At 40.1% G+C, this 15,139-nt stretch carries 12 protein-coding genes and 1 other annotated feature; of the genes, 7 read left to right on the top strand and 5 right to left on the bottom strand.

Annotation, left to right across the window (positions count from 1 at the left end; translation table 11 throughout):
• Nucleotides 1-27 precede the first annotated feature (27 nt).
• The 3 genes from ABE65_RS15755 to ABE65_RS15745 all read left to right on the top strand — a co-directional run bounded on the left by ABE65_RS15755 (nt 28) and on the right by ABE65_RS15745 (nt 3,095).
• The gene (locus tag ABE65_RS15755; RefSeq protein ID WP_066396865.1) at nt 28-1,116 is read left to right on the top strand and encodes a bifunctional 3-deoxy-7-phosphoheptulonate synthase/chorismate mutase; all 1,089 of its coding nucleotides are present in this window, start codon (nt 28-30) and stop codon (nt 1,114-1,116) included.
• A gap of 254 nt (nt 1,117-1,370) precedes the next feature.
• Nucleotides 1,371-2,372, top strand: a complete 1,002-nt coding sequence (gene ccpA, locus ABE65_RS15750; protein WP_066396863.1) for a catabolite control protein A — start codon at nt 1,371-1,373, stop codon at nt 2,370-2,372.
• A 21-nt stretch (nt 2,373-2,393) separates the two neighbouring features.
• Nucleotides 2,394-3,095 (top strand): 5'-methylthioadenosine/adenosylhomocysteine nucleosidase, encoded by a 702-nt coding sequence (locus ABE65_RS15745; protein WP_082861465.1) that lies wholly within the window; start codon nt 2,394-2,396, stop codon nt 3,093-3,095.
• 217 nt (nt 3,096-3,312) lie between these two features.
• Here ABE65_RS15745 and ABE65_RS15740 read toward each other — a convergent pair whose 3' ends face one another.
• Genes ABE65_RS15740 through ABE65_RS15730 form a run of 3 tightly spaced genes read right to left on the bottom strand, consistent with a single transcriptional unit; the run spans nt 3,313 to nt 5,784 of the window.
• Entirely contained in the window at nt 3,313-4,467 is a 1,155-nt protein-coding gene (locus ABE65_RS15740) for an acetoin utilization protein AcuC (protein WP_066396862.1), read from the bottom strand.
• Entirely contained in the window at nt 4,457-5,107 is a 651-nt protein-coding gene (locus ABE65_RS15735; RefSeq protein WP_066396861.1) for an acetoin utilization AcuB family protein, read from the bottom strand. Before ABE65_RS15735 ends, ABE65_RS15740 begins: the two co-directional genes overlap by 11 nt.
• 44 nt (nt 5,108-5,151) lie before the next feature.
• Nucleotides 5,152-5,784, bottom strand: coding sequence for a GNAT family N-acetyltransferase (locus ABE65_RS15730; protein WP_066396860.1), 633 nt, complete (start codon nt 5,782-5,784; stop codon nt 5,152-5,154).
• Between the two features lie 160 nt (nt 5,785-5,944).
• Here ABE65_RS15730 and acsA point away from each other — a divergent pair, with 160 nt between their 5' ends.
• Nucleotides 5,945-7,660, top strand: coding sequence for an acetate--CoA ligase (gene acsA / locus ABE65_RS15725; RefSeq protein WP_066396858.1), 1,716 nt, complete (start codon nt 5,945-5,947; stop codon nt 7,658-7,660).
• A 26-nt stretch (nt 7,661-7,686) separates the two neighbouring features.
• On the opposite strand, the gene ABE65_RS15720 is transcribed toward acsA, so the two are convergent.
• Nucleotides 7,687-10,557 (bottom strand): transglycosylase domain-containing protein, encoded by a 2,871-nt coding sequence (locus tag ABE65_RS15720; protein WP_156499190.1) that lies wholly within the window; start codon nt 10,555-10,557, stop codon nt 7,687-7,689.
• A 124-nt stretch (nt 10,558-10,681) separates the two neighbouring features.
• Nucleotides 10,682-10,903 (top strand) — a binding site (T-box leader).
• A 63-nt stretch (nt 10,904-10,966) separates the two neighbouring features.
• Between ABE65_RS15720 and tyrS the strand changes: the two genes are divergently transcribed.
• The 3 genes from tyrS (at nt 10,967) to ABE65_RS15705 (ending at nt 14,265) form a co-directional block, all read left to right on the top strand.
• Nucleotides 10,967-12,226: a tyrosine--tRNA ligase gene (gene tyrS / locus ABE65_RS15715; RefSeq protein WP_066396856.1), complete on the top strand. Its 1,260-nt coding sequence runs from the start codon at nt 10,967-10,969 to the stop codon at nt 12,224-12,226.
• Between the two features lie 59 nt (nt 12,227-12,285).
• Nucleotides 12,286-13,188 carry an aldo/keto reductase gene (locus tag ABE65_RS15710; RefSeq protein WP_066396853.1) on the top strand — a complete coding sequence of 301 codons (903 nt, stop codon included), beginning with the start codon at nt 12,286-12,288 and terminating at the stop codon, nt 13,186-13,188.
• Between the two features lie 147 nt (nt 13,189-13,335).
• Nucleotides 13,336-14,265, top strand: coding sequence for a methyl-accepting chemotaxis protein (locus tag ABE65_RS15705; protein ID WP_066396851.1), 930 nt, complete (start codon nt 13,336-13,338; stop codon nt 14,263-14,265).
• Between the two features lie 63 nt (nt 14,266-14,328).
• On the opposite strand, the gene rpsD is transcribed toward ABE65_RS15705, so the two are convergent.
• The gene (gene rpsD / locus ABE65_RS15700; protein WP_066396850.1) at nt 14,329-14,931 is read right to left on the bottom strand and encodes a 30S ribosomal protein S4; all 603 of its coding nucleotides are present in this window, start codon (nt 14,929-14,931) and stop codon (nt 14,329-14,331) included.
• Nucleotides 14,932-15,139: the final 208 nt, after the last annotated feature.

Raw genomic sequence — 15,139 nt, 5'->3', positions numbered from 1 at the left:
ATTATATAAATACTGAGGTGCTCATTTATGAATCATATAGAGTTAAGTACGTTACGAACCGAGCTTGATGAAGTAAATAAAGAATTATTAGCGTTGATCAACAAACGAGGTGAACTTGTTCAGCGAATCGGTAAGATCAAATCCGATCAAGGTATGAAGAAGTACGATCCTGTAAGAGAAAGACATATGTTAGATCTCGTTTCATCAGAGAACGAAGGACCCTTTGAAACGAGCACGCTTCACCATCTTTTTAAAGAGATATTTAAGGCAGGTCTTGAACTACAAGAAGTGAATCACAAAAAAGAACTCCTAGTCTCGAGAAAACAGAGACCTGAAGACACGGTGATTTCTATTAAAGGTCAGGAGATTGGCAACGGTAATCCAATATTGATTGCTGGACCATGTGCTGTAGAGAGTTATGAACAAACCGCTTTAGTAGCCGATGCTGTTACGAAGAATGGCATAAAGCTTTTGCGAGGAGGAGCGTTCAAACCTCGAACGTCACCTTATGATTTCCAAGGTTTAGGCTTGGAAGGACTTCAGATTCTGAAAAGAGTAGCAGATGAATACAATTGTGCGGTCATCAGTGAAATTGTGCATCCACAAGACTTAGAAATGGCATGTGAGTATTTAGACATCATTCAAATTGGTGCTAGAAACATGCAGAACTATGAGCTATTAAAAGCAGCTGGAAGGCTCAATAAGCCTGTCCTATTAAAAAGGGGTCTTGCTGCAACACTCGATGAGTTCATTAACTCCGCGGAATATATCATGTCCCAAGGAAACGGACAGATTATCCTGTGTGAAAGAGGTATCAGAACGTATGAACGAGCAACGCGAAACACATTGGATATTACGGCTGTTCCTATATTAAAACAAGAAACACATCTGCCTGTGTTTGTAGATGTAACACATTCAACCGGTAGAAAAGATTTGCTCCTTCCAGCAGCAAAGGCTGCTTTTGCCATCGGAGCGGACGGAGTAATGGCAGAAGTACATCCAGACCCAGCCGTAGCTTTATCGGATGCTGCACAGCAGATGAACATCGAGGAATTTCAAGAATTTGTTGAAGAACTTGTTTCTTCTCGTTTTCTTAAACTAAATCAGATGGTGTAAGAAATAAAGAACCGGTCAGCTTTTGTAACAAATGCGGCCGGTTTTTTTGTATAGGAACAACAACTCTGAAAAAGTGTATGATTCTGCCTATTTTAGCCAAAAATAAGTAAAATAGGTGCATTTTATTTACTTCTTTTTTTAATGTATGAATAAATGGTGAAACATGTCTCTATTCGTTGCCTACTTTACTACTTTATCGTATGATAATAGCATTACATAGCTGTCGGATATGCAGTATATAAGGAGGATTTTTTTTGAATACAACAATTTATGATGTAGCTCGTGAGGCAGGTGTCTCAATGGCAACGGTTTCTCGTGTTGTTAACGGAAACCCAAACGTCAAGCCATCTACTAGAAAGAAAGTACTAGAAGCGATTGAAAGGTTAGGTTACCGACCGAATGCAGTAGCCCGAGGACTTGCAAGTAAGAAAACAACAACGGTCGGCGTTATAATCCCAGATATCTCTAGCATCTTTTTTGCAGAATTAGCTCGTGGGATTGAAGATATTGCAACCATGTACAAATATAATATCATTCTTTGTAACTCTGATCAGAACAAGGAAAAAGAAATCCATCTTTTAAACACCTTATTAGGTAAGCAGGTGGATGGAATTGTATTCATGGGCGGTAAGATTACTGAAGAGCATGTAGAAGAATTCAAGCGTGCAGCTGTTCCGATCGTTATGGCAGCTACAGTGGATATGAACGAAGAAGTTCCATCTGTAAACATCGACTATCAAAATGCTGTTTATGAAGCAGTCTCTCACTTGCTTGAAAAAGGTCATTCTTCTGTTGCGATGGTAACAGGACCACTAGAAGATCCAATCAACGGCTATTATAAGTTCAATGGTTACCGAAAAGCGTTAGAAGAGCATGGTAAGAAGGTTGATGAGAGTCAAGTATTCGTTGGAGAATACACATATGATTCTGGAATTGAGGCGATCGAAAGCTTCTTAGAGAGTGGAAACAAACCTTCAGCTGTTTTTGTAGGTACGGATGAGATGGCATTAGGTGTGATTCACGGTGCACAAGATCGAGGTTTGAGCGTACCGGAAGATCTTGAAGTTATCGGATTCGATAACACAAGACTGGCTACGATGGTTCGTCCAACATTATCAACAGTCGTTCAACCGATGTATGATATCGGTGCGGTAGCGATGCGATTGTTAACAAAATTGATGAACAAAGAAACAGTTGAAGAACATACGGTAGTGTTGCCTCATCGTATTCAATTCAGAGATTCAACAAAACAATAACGAAGTGTTGAGGTGGGCGAAGTGAGGATTGGCATCATCGGTGCGATGGACGAGGAAATCGTTTATATGAAAGAAGCACTGGATATCTATGGGGAAAGCGTTTTTGCTCAAAATAAATTTTATGAAGGCACACATCATAACAAAGAGATCGTTTTATGTAAGTCTGGCGTAGGGAAAGTTAACGCAGCGATTACCACTCAGATTCTTATCGATCGCTTTCAAGTCACTCATGTTCTTTTTACGGGAGTAGCAGGTGCACTTGATCCTGAACTGGAAGTAGGGGACATTGTCATTTCGTCTAGTGCGATGCAGCATGATATGGATGCTTCAGCATTAAGCCCTGATTTTCCTAAAGGAACGATTCCGATGTTTGCTTTTGATTCTGAATTTAGAGCAGATGCTCAGTTAGTAAAACTGGCAGAAACAGCAGCAGAACGATTACAAGGACCGAAAGTGAAGATCGGAAAAGTATTAAGCGGTGATCAGTTTATTGCTGATCGTGAACTGGTTGAAGTATATTCTGCTCTCTTTAATGGAACTTGTATCGAGATGGAGGGATCAGCAGTGGCACAGGCTTCATTCTTAAATGAAGTACCATTCGTGATTATCCGTTCGATCTCTGATAAAGCAAATGGTGAAGCACCTGCTAGCTTTGCTGAATTCACAGCATTAGCTGCACGCCGTTCATCGGACATGGTCGAAACCATCATCGAATCCTTATAGTTGTGACTTTGATTAACTGACCCTTCAATGGATGGGTCGGTTTTTTTTGTTGTGGGTCTAATGGTTTTGTCGAAAAGTGTTTAAAAGTTTTTATCCGCGAAATTATTTTCGATTACCGTGAAATTATGAACATAAACATTAAAATGCTTGTCTTCTACAGCTATTTTCAGGCTTAAAAACATAGAAAAAGAGGACTAAATGATCTAGTCCTCTTTCTTTATGAACTCTTTTTAATGGAATACAAACTCTTTTCCAATGTTGCTCTGTTTTTGGATGTAATCTCATCTTTTCTTGGAATCGGCTTATAGATTCCGGATTCATCTTCCCATGTAGGAGGAAGAGGGTGCTTGGCTTCACTCGTCCAACGCTTTAGCCAGTTCTCTGCGATTTGTCCGGAAGGTGCTTGATCGTTCATCACGCACCATAAATAAGACCACGCTCTCGGAACGACACGCCAAATATCGTAACCGCCACCGCCTGTTGCAATCCAGCGGCCTCCGCAATATTTTTCAGCTACTTTCTTTGCGATCCTTGGAATTTCTGTATACGTTTTCATGGTTACAGATAAGTGGGTTAAAGGATCGTAGTAATGAGCGTCAACACCATTTTGGGTAATGATAACGTCCGGTTTAAAAAATTCTGCAACTTCCCACAAGCTCTTTTCATAGCACTCTAAGAAGGATTCATCTTCAGTAAAGGCATCGACAGGAACATTGAAAGAAAAGCCATATCCTTTGCCAGCTCCTTTTTCATGAATCGATCCTGTTCCAGGAAACAAGTAGCGCCCTGTTTCGTGGATGGAAAGGGTACAAACATCTGGATCATCATAGAAAGCCCATTGTACACCATCACCATGATGAGCATCTGTATCAACATATAAAACACGCGCTTTATATTTACGTTTCATGTATTCAATGGCAATGGAGCTGTCATTGTAGATACAGAACCCAGAAGCTTTTCCTCTAAACCCATGATGAAGCCCTCCACTTAGACTAAGAGCATGCTTGGCTTTTCCCTCCATCACATGATCTACGGCTGTAAGAGTGGCACCGACAATCCAACTGCTCGCTTCATGCATGTTTGGGAATATGGGTGTATCCTCTGTGCCGAGTCCATAATTTAGAGCGATCTCCCGATTAAGCTGTCCTTTTCCAGCCTGCTTTACAGCTTCCACATACCCTGGATCATGGATCAACATGATTTCTTCATCTGTTGCTTGTCTAGGTTTAATAATTTGATCGTCTTCCAAACAACCTGAATCTCTTAATAGCTCATAAGCAAGCTGTACTCTTAGCTGGTTGAAAGGATGCGTCTCACTGAACTTATATCCTAAAAGGTCTGGTGAATAAACAAATACAGAATCATTTTTCATCGCGTTCACCCGGAACAGGTGGCCATTTGACTTCATAGCCGTTGTCAATTAAGTGTTCGATGACTGGAAGCGGGTTCATTGTTCCCACGCGAAATACGATAATCTTCTCTCTCTCATTATGAGAAGGGTAGACGAGAACCGAGCTGATGTTCAAGTGGAAATCCTTCAAGACACTCGCTACTTTAGCTAGTTCACCAGCTTCGTTCGGTACGACAACTTCTAGATGAGATCCCGGTTGATGAGTACCTGTCAAAAGGATGAAGGCATGTAACATCTCTCTTTCTGTTACTAGACCAACTAACTTCGACTCTTCCAACACGGGAATACAGCTCACATTGTGTTCATAAAAAATTGTAGAAAGTTCTTCTGCTATGTCGAAAGGATGAGCTGAAAAGATAGCTTGTTTCATTATGCTCGAAACCGGTTTCTCAAAATCTTCTGGATGCTCATTTTGATGAAAGATAGAAGGACTCGCATCTTTTACTTCACGATCTGTTACAAGTCCCAGTAAGTCTCCTTCTTTGTCGATCACCGGTAAGTTTCGGATGTCTTTTTCAAGCATTAACTGTATGGCTGTACCGATCGTTTCGTTTTCATGAATCGTTACAACATTTTTTTGCATCATATTTTGAACGATCATTTCCCAACACTCCCATTTGTTTTCTCTCTCGTCTACTGATTGGATTAATACATAAAACGATTTTTAAAACGCAATCGGTCAAACTGTTGGATCGTGTCTAAGTCAATTCTTTTTCCGATGCGGACCATTAAACAATTGGCCGGATGCGAACTGATCTCAGGATCATCTGTTGCCATATATTCCAGGTCGCCTGCGTTCATCATTTTTTCCATGACTTTTCGGTAATCCCAAACGGATAGCTTGGTTCCTTTTAAATCCCAGTGCCAATAGTATTCTGTTGTGATAATAATATAGTCTTCCATGGCATCATCCATCATGGATACTTTTAATAGTGTTTTTCCAACTTTAAAGTTCCGATATTCAGGTATAACTTCGATCGCACCTAGTTCTAATAGATTGTCCATGTTTCCTTCAGACCAACGTTCAAGCGGATCTGGATAGACGTATGTAACATAACCGATAACGGTATCTTTATTTTTGGCGATTATGATTCTTCCTTCGGGTAGTCTAGCGATTTCAGTTACAGCTTTCTTTTGTTCATTTGCCGGTCTAAACGCTTTTAAATCTTCATGAAAATAAAGACCTTCTAACGTTTCGGCTGATACGGGTCCTTCGACTGTAATCGTTCCATGACTCGTCTTTAATGCTACACAGTTGTATGTTTTGGTATGATTCATTTTTACACCACCTAGGTTGGTTTCCAACTTCTATTATACATCATAAAACGTTGTTGTAAGGGTTTACATGGTGGTTTTTATAGATAGTTCTAATAAGTTAAAAAATTTTGATAATATGATATAATTAAAGAGATATCCAAAAGGGAAGGGAGATTTAGCAATGAAACTGGAAGCGCTTCCGATTATAAAAGGTGATTTTAATCTACAAGATTATGAGGCTACATACGGAGCATTTGATTGGAAAGACATTGAAAAAGAATTCTCCTGGCACAAGACAGGACGAGTCAATATGGCATATGAAGCTATAGACCGTCATGCGGCATCCCATCGAAAAAACAAAGTAGCTCTTTATTTCTCAGATCAAAATAGAGATGAGAAGTATACGTTTAAAGACATGAAAGAGATGTCTAACAAAGCAGGTAATATGTTACGCCAAATAGGTGTTGAAAAAGGAGATCGTGTCTTCATCTTTATGCCGCGTTCCCCTGAACTTTATTTTACGTTTCTTGGTGCGATCAAACTCGGAGCAATCGTTGGTCCATTGTTTGAGGCATTCATGGAGGGAGCAGTAAGAGACAGGCTTGAAGATAGTGAGGCTAAAGTGCTCGTTACAACGCCAGCCCTTTTAGAGCGTGTCCCAGTTGATCAACTGTCAAAATTGAAGAATGTTATTTTGGTAGGAGAAGATGTTAAAGAAGAGGGACCGTATGTAAGTTATTTTGATCGGATGAAAAAAGCATCAAAAGAATTAGATATTGAATGGGTTGATCGTGAAGACGGCCTGATCCTTCACTACACATCCGGATCGACGGGTAAACCAAAAGGTGTCCTTCATGTTCATAATGCCATGCTTCAGCATTTCCAGACTTCAAAATGGGTACTCGATCTAAAAGAAGACGATGTATACTGGTGCACAGCTGATCCTGGTTGGGTAACTGGAACTTCTTATGGCATATTCGGTCCATGGCTGAACGGCGCATCAAGTGTGATTCGCGGTGGTCGTTTCTCACCTGAAGATTGGTATGGAACCATTGAAAACTATGGTGTAACGGTTTGGTACAGTGCACCAACTGCGTTTCGTATGTTGATGGGCGCTGGAGACGAGGTGGTAAAGAAATTTGATATGTCCTCACTCCGACATATTTTAAGTGTAGGTGAACCTCTTAACCCTGAGGTTGTTAGATGGGGAATGAAGGTGTTTAACTTACGCATACATGATAACTGGTGGATGACGGAAACAGGTGGACAGCTGATCAGTAACTACCCAGCGATGGAGATCAAACCGGGATCGATGGGTAAACCGTTCCCAGGAGTTGAAGCAGCAATTATTGACGACCAAGACAACATCTTACCTCCGTATCGAATGGGCAACCTTGCCATCAAAAAAGGGTGGCCGTCCATGATGCGTGCAATCTGGAACAATCCTGAAAAATATGATTCCTATTTTACGCCAGGTGGCTGGTATGTTTCCGGAGATTCTGCTTATATGGATGAAGATGGGTACTTCTGGTTCCAAGGTAGAATTGATGATGTGATCATGACCTCAGGCGAACGAGTAGGGCCGTTTGAAGTGGAAAGTAAACTCGTGGAACACCCAGCTGTTGCGGAAGCTGGGGTTATCGGAAAACCCGACCCTGTTCGAGGTGAGATTATTAAAGCGTTCATTGCGCTTCGCTCTGGTTATAAAGCAAGCGATGAACTGATTGAGGAAATTCGTGGTTTTGTAAAAGCAGGACTTGCTGCACATGCAGCACCGCGTGAAATTGAGTTCCGTGATAAGCTTCCAAAGACAAGAAGCGGTAAGATTATGCGTCGTGTACTTAAAGCTTGGGAACTTGATCTGCCAACAGGTGATCTCTCTACGATGGAAGACTAATATAACTACGATGAAAAACCCTCGAATTATCCATTCGAGGGTTTTTTCTTATTATTATTTTGTGTTGTGGCTGGTGGCGGATCACCAGTGCCAGGATCTGTAGGTTCAGTTGGTGGCGGTGGTGGATCTTGTGGTTTGTCAGGCTTTCCTCCATCTCCATTTCCATCTGTTGGTGGAGTAGGTGGTTCAGCTGGCGGTTTCTTTTCACCAACTTGAACTTTTGTTTGTGCAGGAGATTCCTTACCTGCAATATCCACTGCTGTCACATAAACCACTCCAGCAGGTACTTTGGCTGAAGTTTTATCCGCGGTCACAGAGCCGATCTTTTTAAATGATGTGCCATCTGAAGAGTGATAGATGCGGTAACCAATTACATCATTCTCTCCATGAGACGCCCATGAAAGTACGCCATCAGACATTTTTGCGCCCGCAACAGCAGAAGGAACCTTGCCGTTTTCTTTTAATTCTTTTTCAGGAACAATGTTGTTCAGTAGATTGGTTGTGTTCGTTAATTTGTTTAGTGCCTCTAATCCAAGTTCACGTAGGAACTCTTCCTTAATCAGAACACCATCTTTCGTGAACTCTTGTGGTGTAGATGGAAGTGCTTTATACTTCGCATCCCCTACAAGCACATACCGACCTTTTGTGAGCGTGTCGTCTACTTCGCTAGGTGTGAACTTAGCATTAAAGAGATCAGTCGTAACAAGCCCAGCGCTTCGACATAGATCAGAAGGTAGCTTGCCAGAAATTCCACAGATCTCACGACGTACGATTCCTGAAGGCATCGCGAATTGCTTATCGGGATCCATTAATTGCGGTGAATGTTTATAAGCTGCGTTAGCTAGTAGGGACCAGATTCGTTGATTTCTTTTCCCTGTACCACCGTCACCTTTAACGAGTGAATCAGGAGTATCATATCCAATCCATACTCCGAGGGAAACGTTAGGATTTGTTCCAACAAACCAGGAATCAATATCATCGTTCGTCGTACCTGATTTTCCTGCCCAATCAGTGCTAAAGGAAAGATAGCGGTTAATATTATTTCCTGTACCACCATTTACAACATCACGCATCATATCTAGCAATAGGTATGATGTTTGTGGGGAGTAAACTTGAACAGGATTTGTTTTATGCTGGTATATTAACTCACCATTATTTGATTCTATTTTTTCAATCATGTATGCATCTACAAAATTACCACCATTAGCGAATGTAGCAAAGGCATTTGTATTCTCCTCGACTGTAACACCGTTAGTCATTCCTCCGATAGCAAGAACAGGTGCTCCTCTATCATTAGGACTTAGTGAAGATACGCCCATTTTTTCTAATCTATTAAGTGCTTCATCAGTATTCACTCTCATATAACTTCTGACTGCTGGTGTATTTCTTGACCATTTCATGGAGTGTCTAACAGAAACAAGGCCATCATATTTACCATCCCAGTTACCAATTGAGTGAGATCCAGATTGAATGGGTGTGTCGGGAACAATAGAACCGGGTTGAACTTTACCTGTTTCAAGTGCTAGAGAATAGGCAAGTAAAGGCTTCATTGTGGAACCGTTCTGCCGTTTCATATATGTAGCATGATTGGTTTGTTCACGATTGAAGTCACGACCGGCAACGAAACTAATGATTTTACCAGTCTTGTTGTCTATTAATGATGCACCGACTTCTTCAGGTTCTGGTTTGTCTAATTTTTTCCCTCTAACATATTCATTAGCAGGACCGAAAAGGTTATCGTTTGCTACTACAGCTTGCATCTCATCGTATATCTTTTGGTTAATGGTCGTATGAATTTTAATTCCTTTTTGTCGAACTTGAATTCTAGCATTGTCTTTATATTCTTTAAGTTCTTCAGGTGTTAGTTTGTCAAAATTCTTACCGTCTTTTTCAGCTTGAACTTTTGCTAAAATTTCAACTGTACGTCGCTGTACTTCAACAGTTAAAGCAGGATATTTTTCAAAAGAAGATTGCTGTTTAGTCGTAAGATTCTTTTTAATATCGTATTTTATGGCTTCATCATATTCTGCTTGCGTAATAGAGCCTTCAGATAGCATTCTATTTAGTACGGTCTGCATTCGTTTAACTCCTGCAGAAATGTCTTCTTTAGGTACACCACCATTACTGAATGGTGTATATACAAAAGGATTCTTTGGAAGTCCCGCTAAATAAGCTGATTGAGCTAAATTCAATTTAGAAGCTGGTATTCCAAAGATACCTTCTGCAGCAGCTTGTATCCCTGCAACATTTCGACCGGAAGAGTTTCTTCCATAAGGTACGATGTTTAAGTAAGCTTCAAGAATCTCATCCTTCTTGAGTACTTTCTCAAGTCTCATCGCTAGTAAAATTTCTTTTGCTTTTCGGTCGAAAGAAACTTCGTTTGTTAGTATTTGATTTTTAATAAGCTGTTGAGTTAGTGTACTTCCTCCTGTAACGATTGGAGCACCAGAAAACTCTTCATACATAGCACGGAAGATCGCTTTTGGTACGACACCCTCATGTTCATAGAAGTATTGATCTTCTGTAGATATGACAGCTTTTAAGACAAAAGGAGAAACATCTTTTAAACTAACCTCTTGTCTGTCTAAATCTGATTGAAGTTTACCCATGTACTGATTGTTGTCAAAGTATACGGTACTCGTCTCTTCATAATTATAAATATCTTCTTTCATAGAAGTGTGTGCTCGTACAGGTTCGTCTTTTACGAGTGAAGCGAAGAACCCAGCTCCAACTCCTGCAGCGAAAACACCGCCTAGAATAAGTAGTACAGTTACGATCAAGAACATGTTCCATGTGACGTTATATGTAATTCGTGCTGTTCGAATAATTCCTTTTTCCTTTAAAAAGTGGACAAATTTCTCCCAGTTTTGCTTCAATTCATCAAAACGAGACATCATTTGGTAATCCCTCCCCCTCGTGTATTATAACATAAGGTCGATTTATGATAGAACACCGTTTTTGAAGATGAAGATTGACATGAAATTCATCTGTGTGGTAAAAATAAATGAAGATTATTATATGTTGAAAGCGAAGATAGGAATGAGTAGCAGGTGTCTCCCTGTTTCAGAAAGCTGGTGGTTGATGCGAACCAGTGCAAAGGCACGCTGTGAATTACCTCCTGGAGCTGTCTCTGTGAACGTTAAGTAGCAGAGAACGGATAAAACCGTTACGAAATGAAGTGAAAAGCCATTACTGTGGCTTTTAATTAGGGTGGTACCGCGAGATTGTCATCACGTCCCTTTCCAACTGGAGAGGGACTTTTTTTATTATCATTAAACATCATCAAATTACGGAAGGAAGATAGGAATGAATATTCTACAAGATCTAGAATTTAGAGGTCTTCTTAATCAAGTAACGGATCAAGAGGGACTACAAAAAGAACTTGAAAAAGGAATCGTAAAGCTTTATTGCGGATTCGATCCAACTGCAGACAGCCTTCACATTGGGAACTTGTTACCGATTCTTACACTCAAACGATTCCAAGAAGCTGGACACCAGCCGTTTGCACTAGTTGGCGGTGGAACGGGTTTGATCGGGGATCCAAGTGGTAGACAAACGGAAAGAACATTAAACGAAGCTGAGATTGTTGTTCAATGGACAGACAAGATTAAAAATCAGCTTTCAAGACTGCTTGATTTTGAAAGAGAAACGAACCCTGCTAAAACAGTGAATAACTATGATTGGTTAAGTCAGCTTACGATGATTGAATTTCTTCGTGACGTTGGAAAGAATTTCTCTGTTAACTACATGCTCGCCAAAGATTCCGTTGACTCGCGTTTAGAAGCGGGGATCTCATTTACCGAGTTCTCATACATGATCCTACAGTCGTATGATTTTCTTAATCTTTTCCAAAAAGAAAACGTAAAACTTCAAATAGGCGGAAGTGACCAGTGGGGGAATATTACGGCTGGTATGGAACTGATCCGTCGATCCGGTGAAGAGGAGAAAGTATTCGGACTAACGATTCCACTAATCACAAAAGCGGATGGAACAAAGTTTGGTAAAACAGCATCAGGAACGATCTGGCTAGACGCAGATAAAACGACTCCATATGAGTTCTATCAGTTCTGGGTAAATGCAGCAGATGCAGACGTCATCAACTGGCTTAAATACTTTACGTTCTTATCTAAAGAAGAAATTGAAGTTTTGGAAAAATCATTATTGGAAGCACCAGAAAAACGCGAAGCACAAAAAGCATTAGGTCGAGAAGTAACTACGCTTGTTCACGGAGAGGCAGCTTACAAACAAGCAGTAAAGATTACAGAAGCACTTTTCAGTGGGAATCTCTCAGACTTAACGGCTGCTGAGATTGAACAAGGGTTCAAGGATGTTCCTTCGTTCAACGCAACTAATACAGAAGACTTAAACATTGTAGACCTTCTTGTTGATGCGAAGATTTCTCCATCTAAAAGACAGGCTAGAGAAGATGTAACGAATGGTGCTGTATCAATCAACGGTGAAAAGGTTCAAGACACAGCTTATATGGTTGGTGAAAACGACCGCATCGAAAGCAAGTTTGTTATCATCCGACGTGGCAAGAAAAAGTATACGTTGATCAGATACTAAAAAAGTAGGAACCCTGTGGTAAGGGTTCCTCTCTAACTTTATTAAAGGAAGTGTTTGTTTTGAAGAAAATTCAATTAGCAGAAGACCTTCAATTTTCACAGATCGTTCACGGTCATTGGCGTTTAGCTGAATGGAATCTATCTCCTGAAGAGCTACTTTCACTTATGGAACGATGTATTGAAGCAGGAATTACAACGTTTGATCATGCTGATATTTATGGGAACTACATGTGTGAAGAACTCTTTGGACAAGCACTAGCTCTCAAACCTTCTTTAAGAGAAGACATTCAGATCGTGACTAAGTGTGGCATTAAACTCGTATCTGAAAATCGTCCTCAACATACGATTAAATCCTATGATACGAGTAAAGAACATATCATCTCTTCTACAGAGAATTCATTGCAAAAAATGAATACAGATTATGTAGATGTGTTGTTGATTCATCGTCCTGATCCTTTTATGGACCCAGCTGAAACAGCAGAGGCGTTCCACATCTTAAGAAAAGAGGGGAAAGTTAAGCATTTTGGTGTTTCTAACTTTACACCTAAACAAATGGAAATGCTTCAAAATGAGTACAATGGCCCACTTGTAACGAATCAGATCGAGTTATCTGTTCTTCATGAACAACCGTTCTTTGACGGTACGATCAACCACCTTCAAAAAGAAAAAGTAAGACCAATGGCGTGGTCTCCTCTTGCAGGAGGAAGATTGTTTAAAGGTAACGATGAGAAAGCAATACGCGTGAAAAAGGCATTAGAGAAAGTGGCTAGTGAAACAGAAGCATCTTCTATTGATGAAGTCGCTTACGCTTGGCTGTTAAAGCACCCTTCACAGATTATGCCGATCGTAGGAAGTGGAAAAATGAACCGTATAGAAGCGGCAATAAATGCAGCAAACTTACCATTAACTCGCGAGCAGTGGTTCTATATTCTACAAGAAAGTATGGGGAAAGAAGTAGACTGATCCATACTTAAAAACACCCATTAACAAGCAAAAATCCATGCAGCATGCTGTGTGGATTTTTTATTATATTCATAGAACATTTCATTAGTAATTAGTTCCTTAGTAGTATAATATTAGAAATAAATACTAAAAGATGGGGATGCAACAATGATAACATTAAGCAACAACAGTTCTACGAAAAGTTCACAAGTTTTAAATGAAAGCGCTGTACTAGCAGCGATCGATCGTTCTGTAGCTATGATTGAATTTGACCCACATGGAAAAGTATTATGGGCAAATAAAAATTTTGCCACTACGATGGAATACAAGGTGGATGAGATGCCATTATTGATACATAAACAATTTTGTACAGAAGATTTCTTGCGAAGTGGTGAATATGATCGTTTTTGGAAAAGCTTAAGAGAGGGTAAAACCTTTCAAGAAAAGATTCAACGTGTTACTAAATCAAAGCGACTTATCTGGTTAGAAGCCACGTATACACCAGTTCTAGACGAAAATCATAATGTGACGGCTGTGGTCAAGATCGCTACAGATATTACAAACAGAGAAAATAACACGATCACGGTTGCTTCTGACCTTCAACAGATGTCCTTAGAATTACTTACACGAGCGGAAGAAGGATTAAAGAAAAGCAACGAGATCTCTTTAGCTACTGAGAAGTTAGTTTCAGAATCGCAACAAAATTTATTGATATTAGATTCACTGAAAAAACAAGCTACTTCTATAGAGGATATCGTAAAGACGATTCGTGAGATTGCGGCACAAACTAATTTGTTAGCCTTAAACGCAGCCATAGAAGCGGCTCGTGCTGGTGATCACGGTAGAGGGTTTAATGTTGTAGCTGTGGAAGTTAGAAAACTGGCGAATCGCGTGCAAGATTCAATTCAAGAAGTGAACGCACATATTTCAGGAATCACAGGCGAGATCAACAAGATCAATGATGTGACTCACCGATCACAAGAAGGAATAACGAATAACAAGAAATTGATCGAACAAGCGATGCAAGAATTTTTAGGAATTGAAAAATCTGCTCGACAATTAGAGTCACAGGCAAGTAAGTTTAAGGAACTTTTATAACATAAGAAAAACCCCTAATGCCTTTAAAAAAGGTGTTAAGGGTTTCTTTACTCTTAACTCTTATTAACGAGAGTAGAATTCAACGATAAGTTGTTCTGTGATCTCAGCAGGAAGTTCAGAACGCTCTGGTAAGCGAGTGAAAGTACCTTCCAATTTGTTTTCGTCAAATGTTAAGAAATCAGGTACGAAGTTGTTAACTTCGATTGCTTCTTTAATAGCAGATGAGTTGCGAGATTTTTCACGAACACCAACAACATCGCCAGCAGATAGACGGTAAGAAGCGATATCAACACGCTTGCCGTTTACTGTGATGTGACCGTGGTTTACTAATTGACGAGCAGCACGACGCGTACGAGCAAGACCAAGACGGTAAACTACGTTGTCTAGACGAGATTCTAAAAGAACCATGAAGTTTTCACCGTGGATACCAGTCATTTTACCAGCATCATCAAAAATGCGGCGGAATTGACGCTCGTTTACACCATACATGTAACGAAGCTTTTGCTTCTCTTGTAATTGTAAACCGTATTCAGAGATTTTTTTACGTTGAGTAGGACCATGTTGTCCTGGAGCGTAAGGACGCTTTGATAATTCTTTTCCAGTTCCGCTTAGAGAAATTCCAAGACGACGGGAAACTTTCCATGTTGAACCTGTATATCGAGCCATAATTGACTCCTCCTTCACGTGTTTGTTTGTGTTAAAACAACAACAGTGACTATGGCCTTTTCATGAGCATATTTTGTATGAAAAACATCTTCACTTCAGCAGCCTATGAAGCTACGCGATATTCCCGGATTAATGAAAACCTGGGTACAAAATAAAAACTGATGATGGACATAGTGCCGCTTATTTTACACAAAGAATAGTATAAGCT

The organism is Fictibacillus phosphorivorans, from assembly GCF_001629705.1.
GTDB classification, from domain to species: domain Bacteria; phylum Bacillota; class Bacilli; order Bacillales; family Fictibacillaceae; genus Fictibacillus; species Fictibacillus phosphorivorans_A.
Note: the sequence above shows the minus strand (reverse complement) of the source record. Positions and strands in the feature narration are given on the sequence as shown.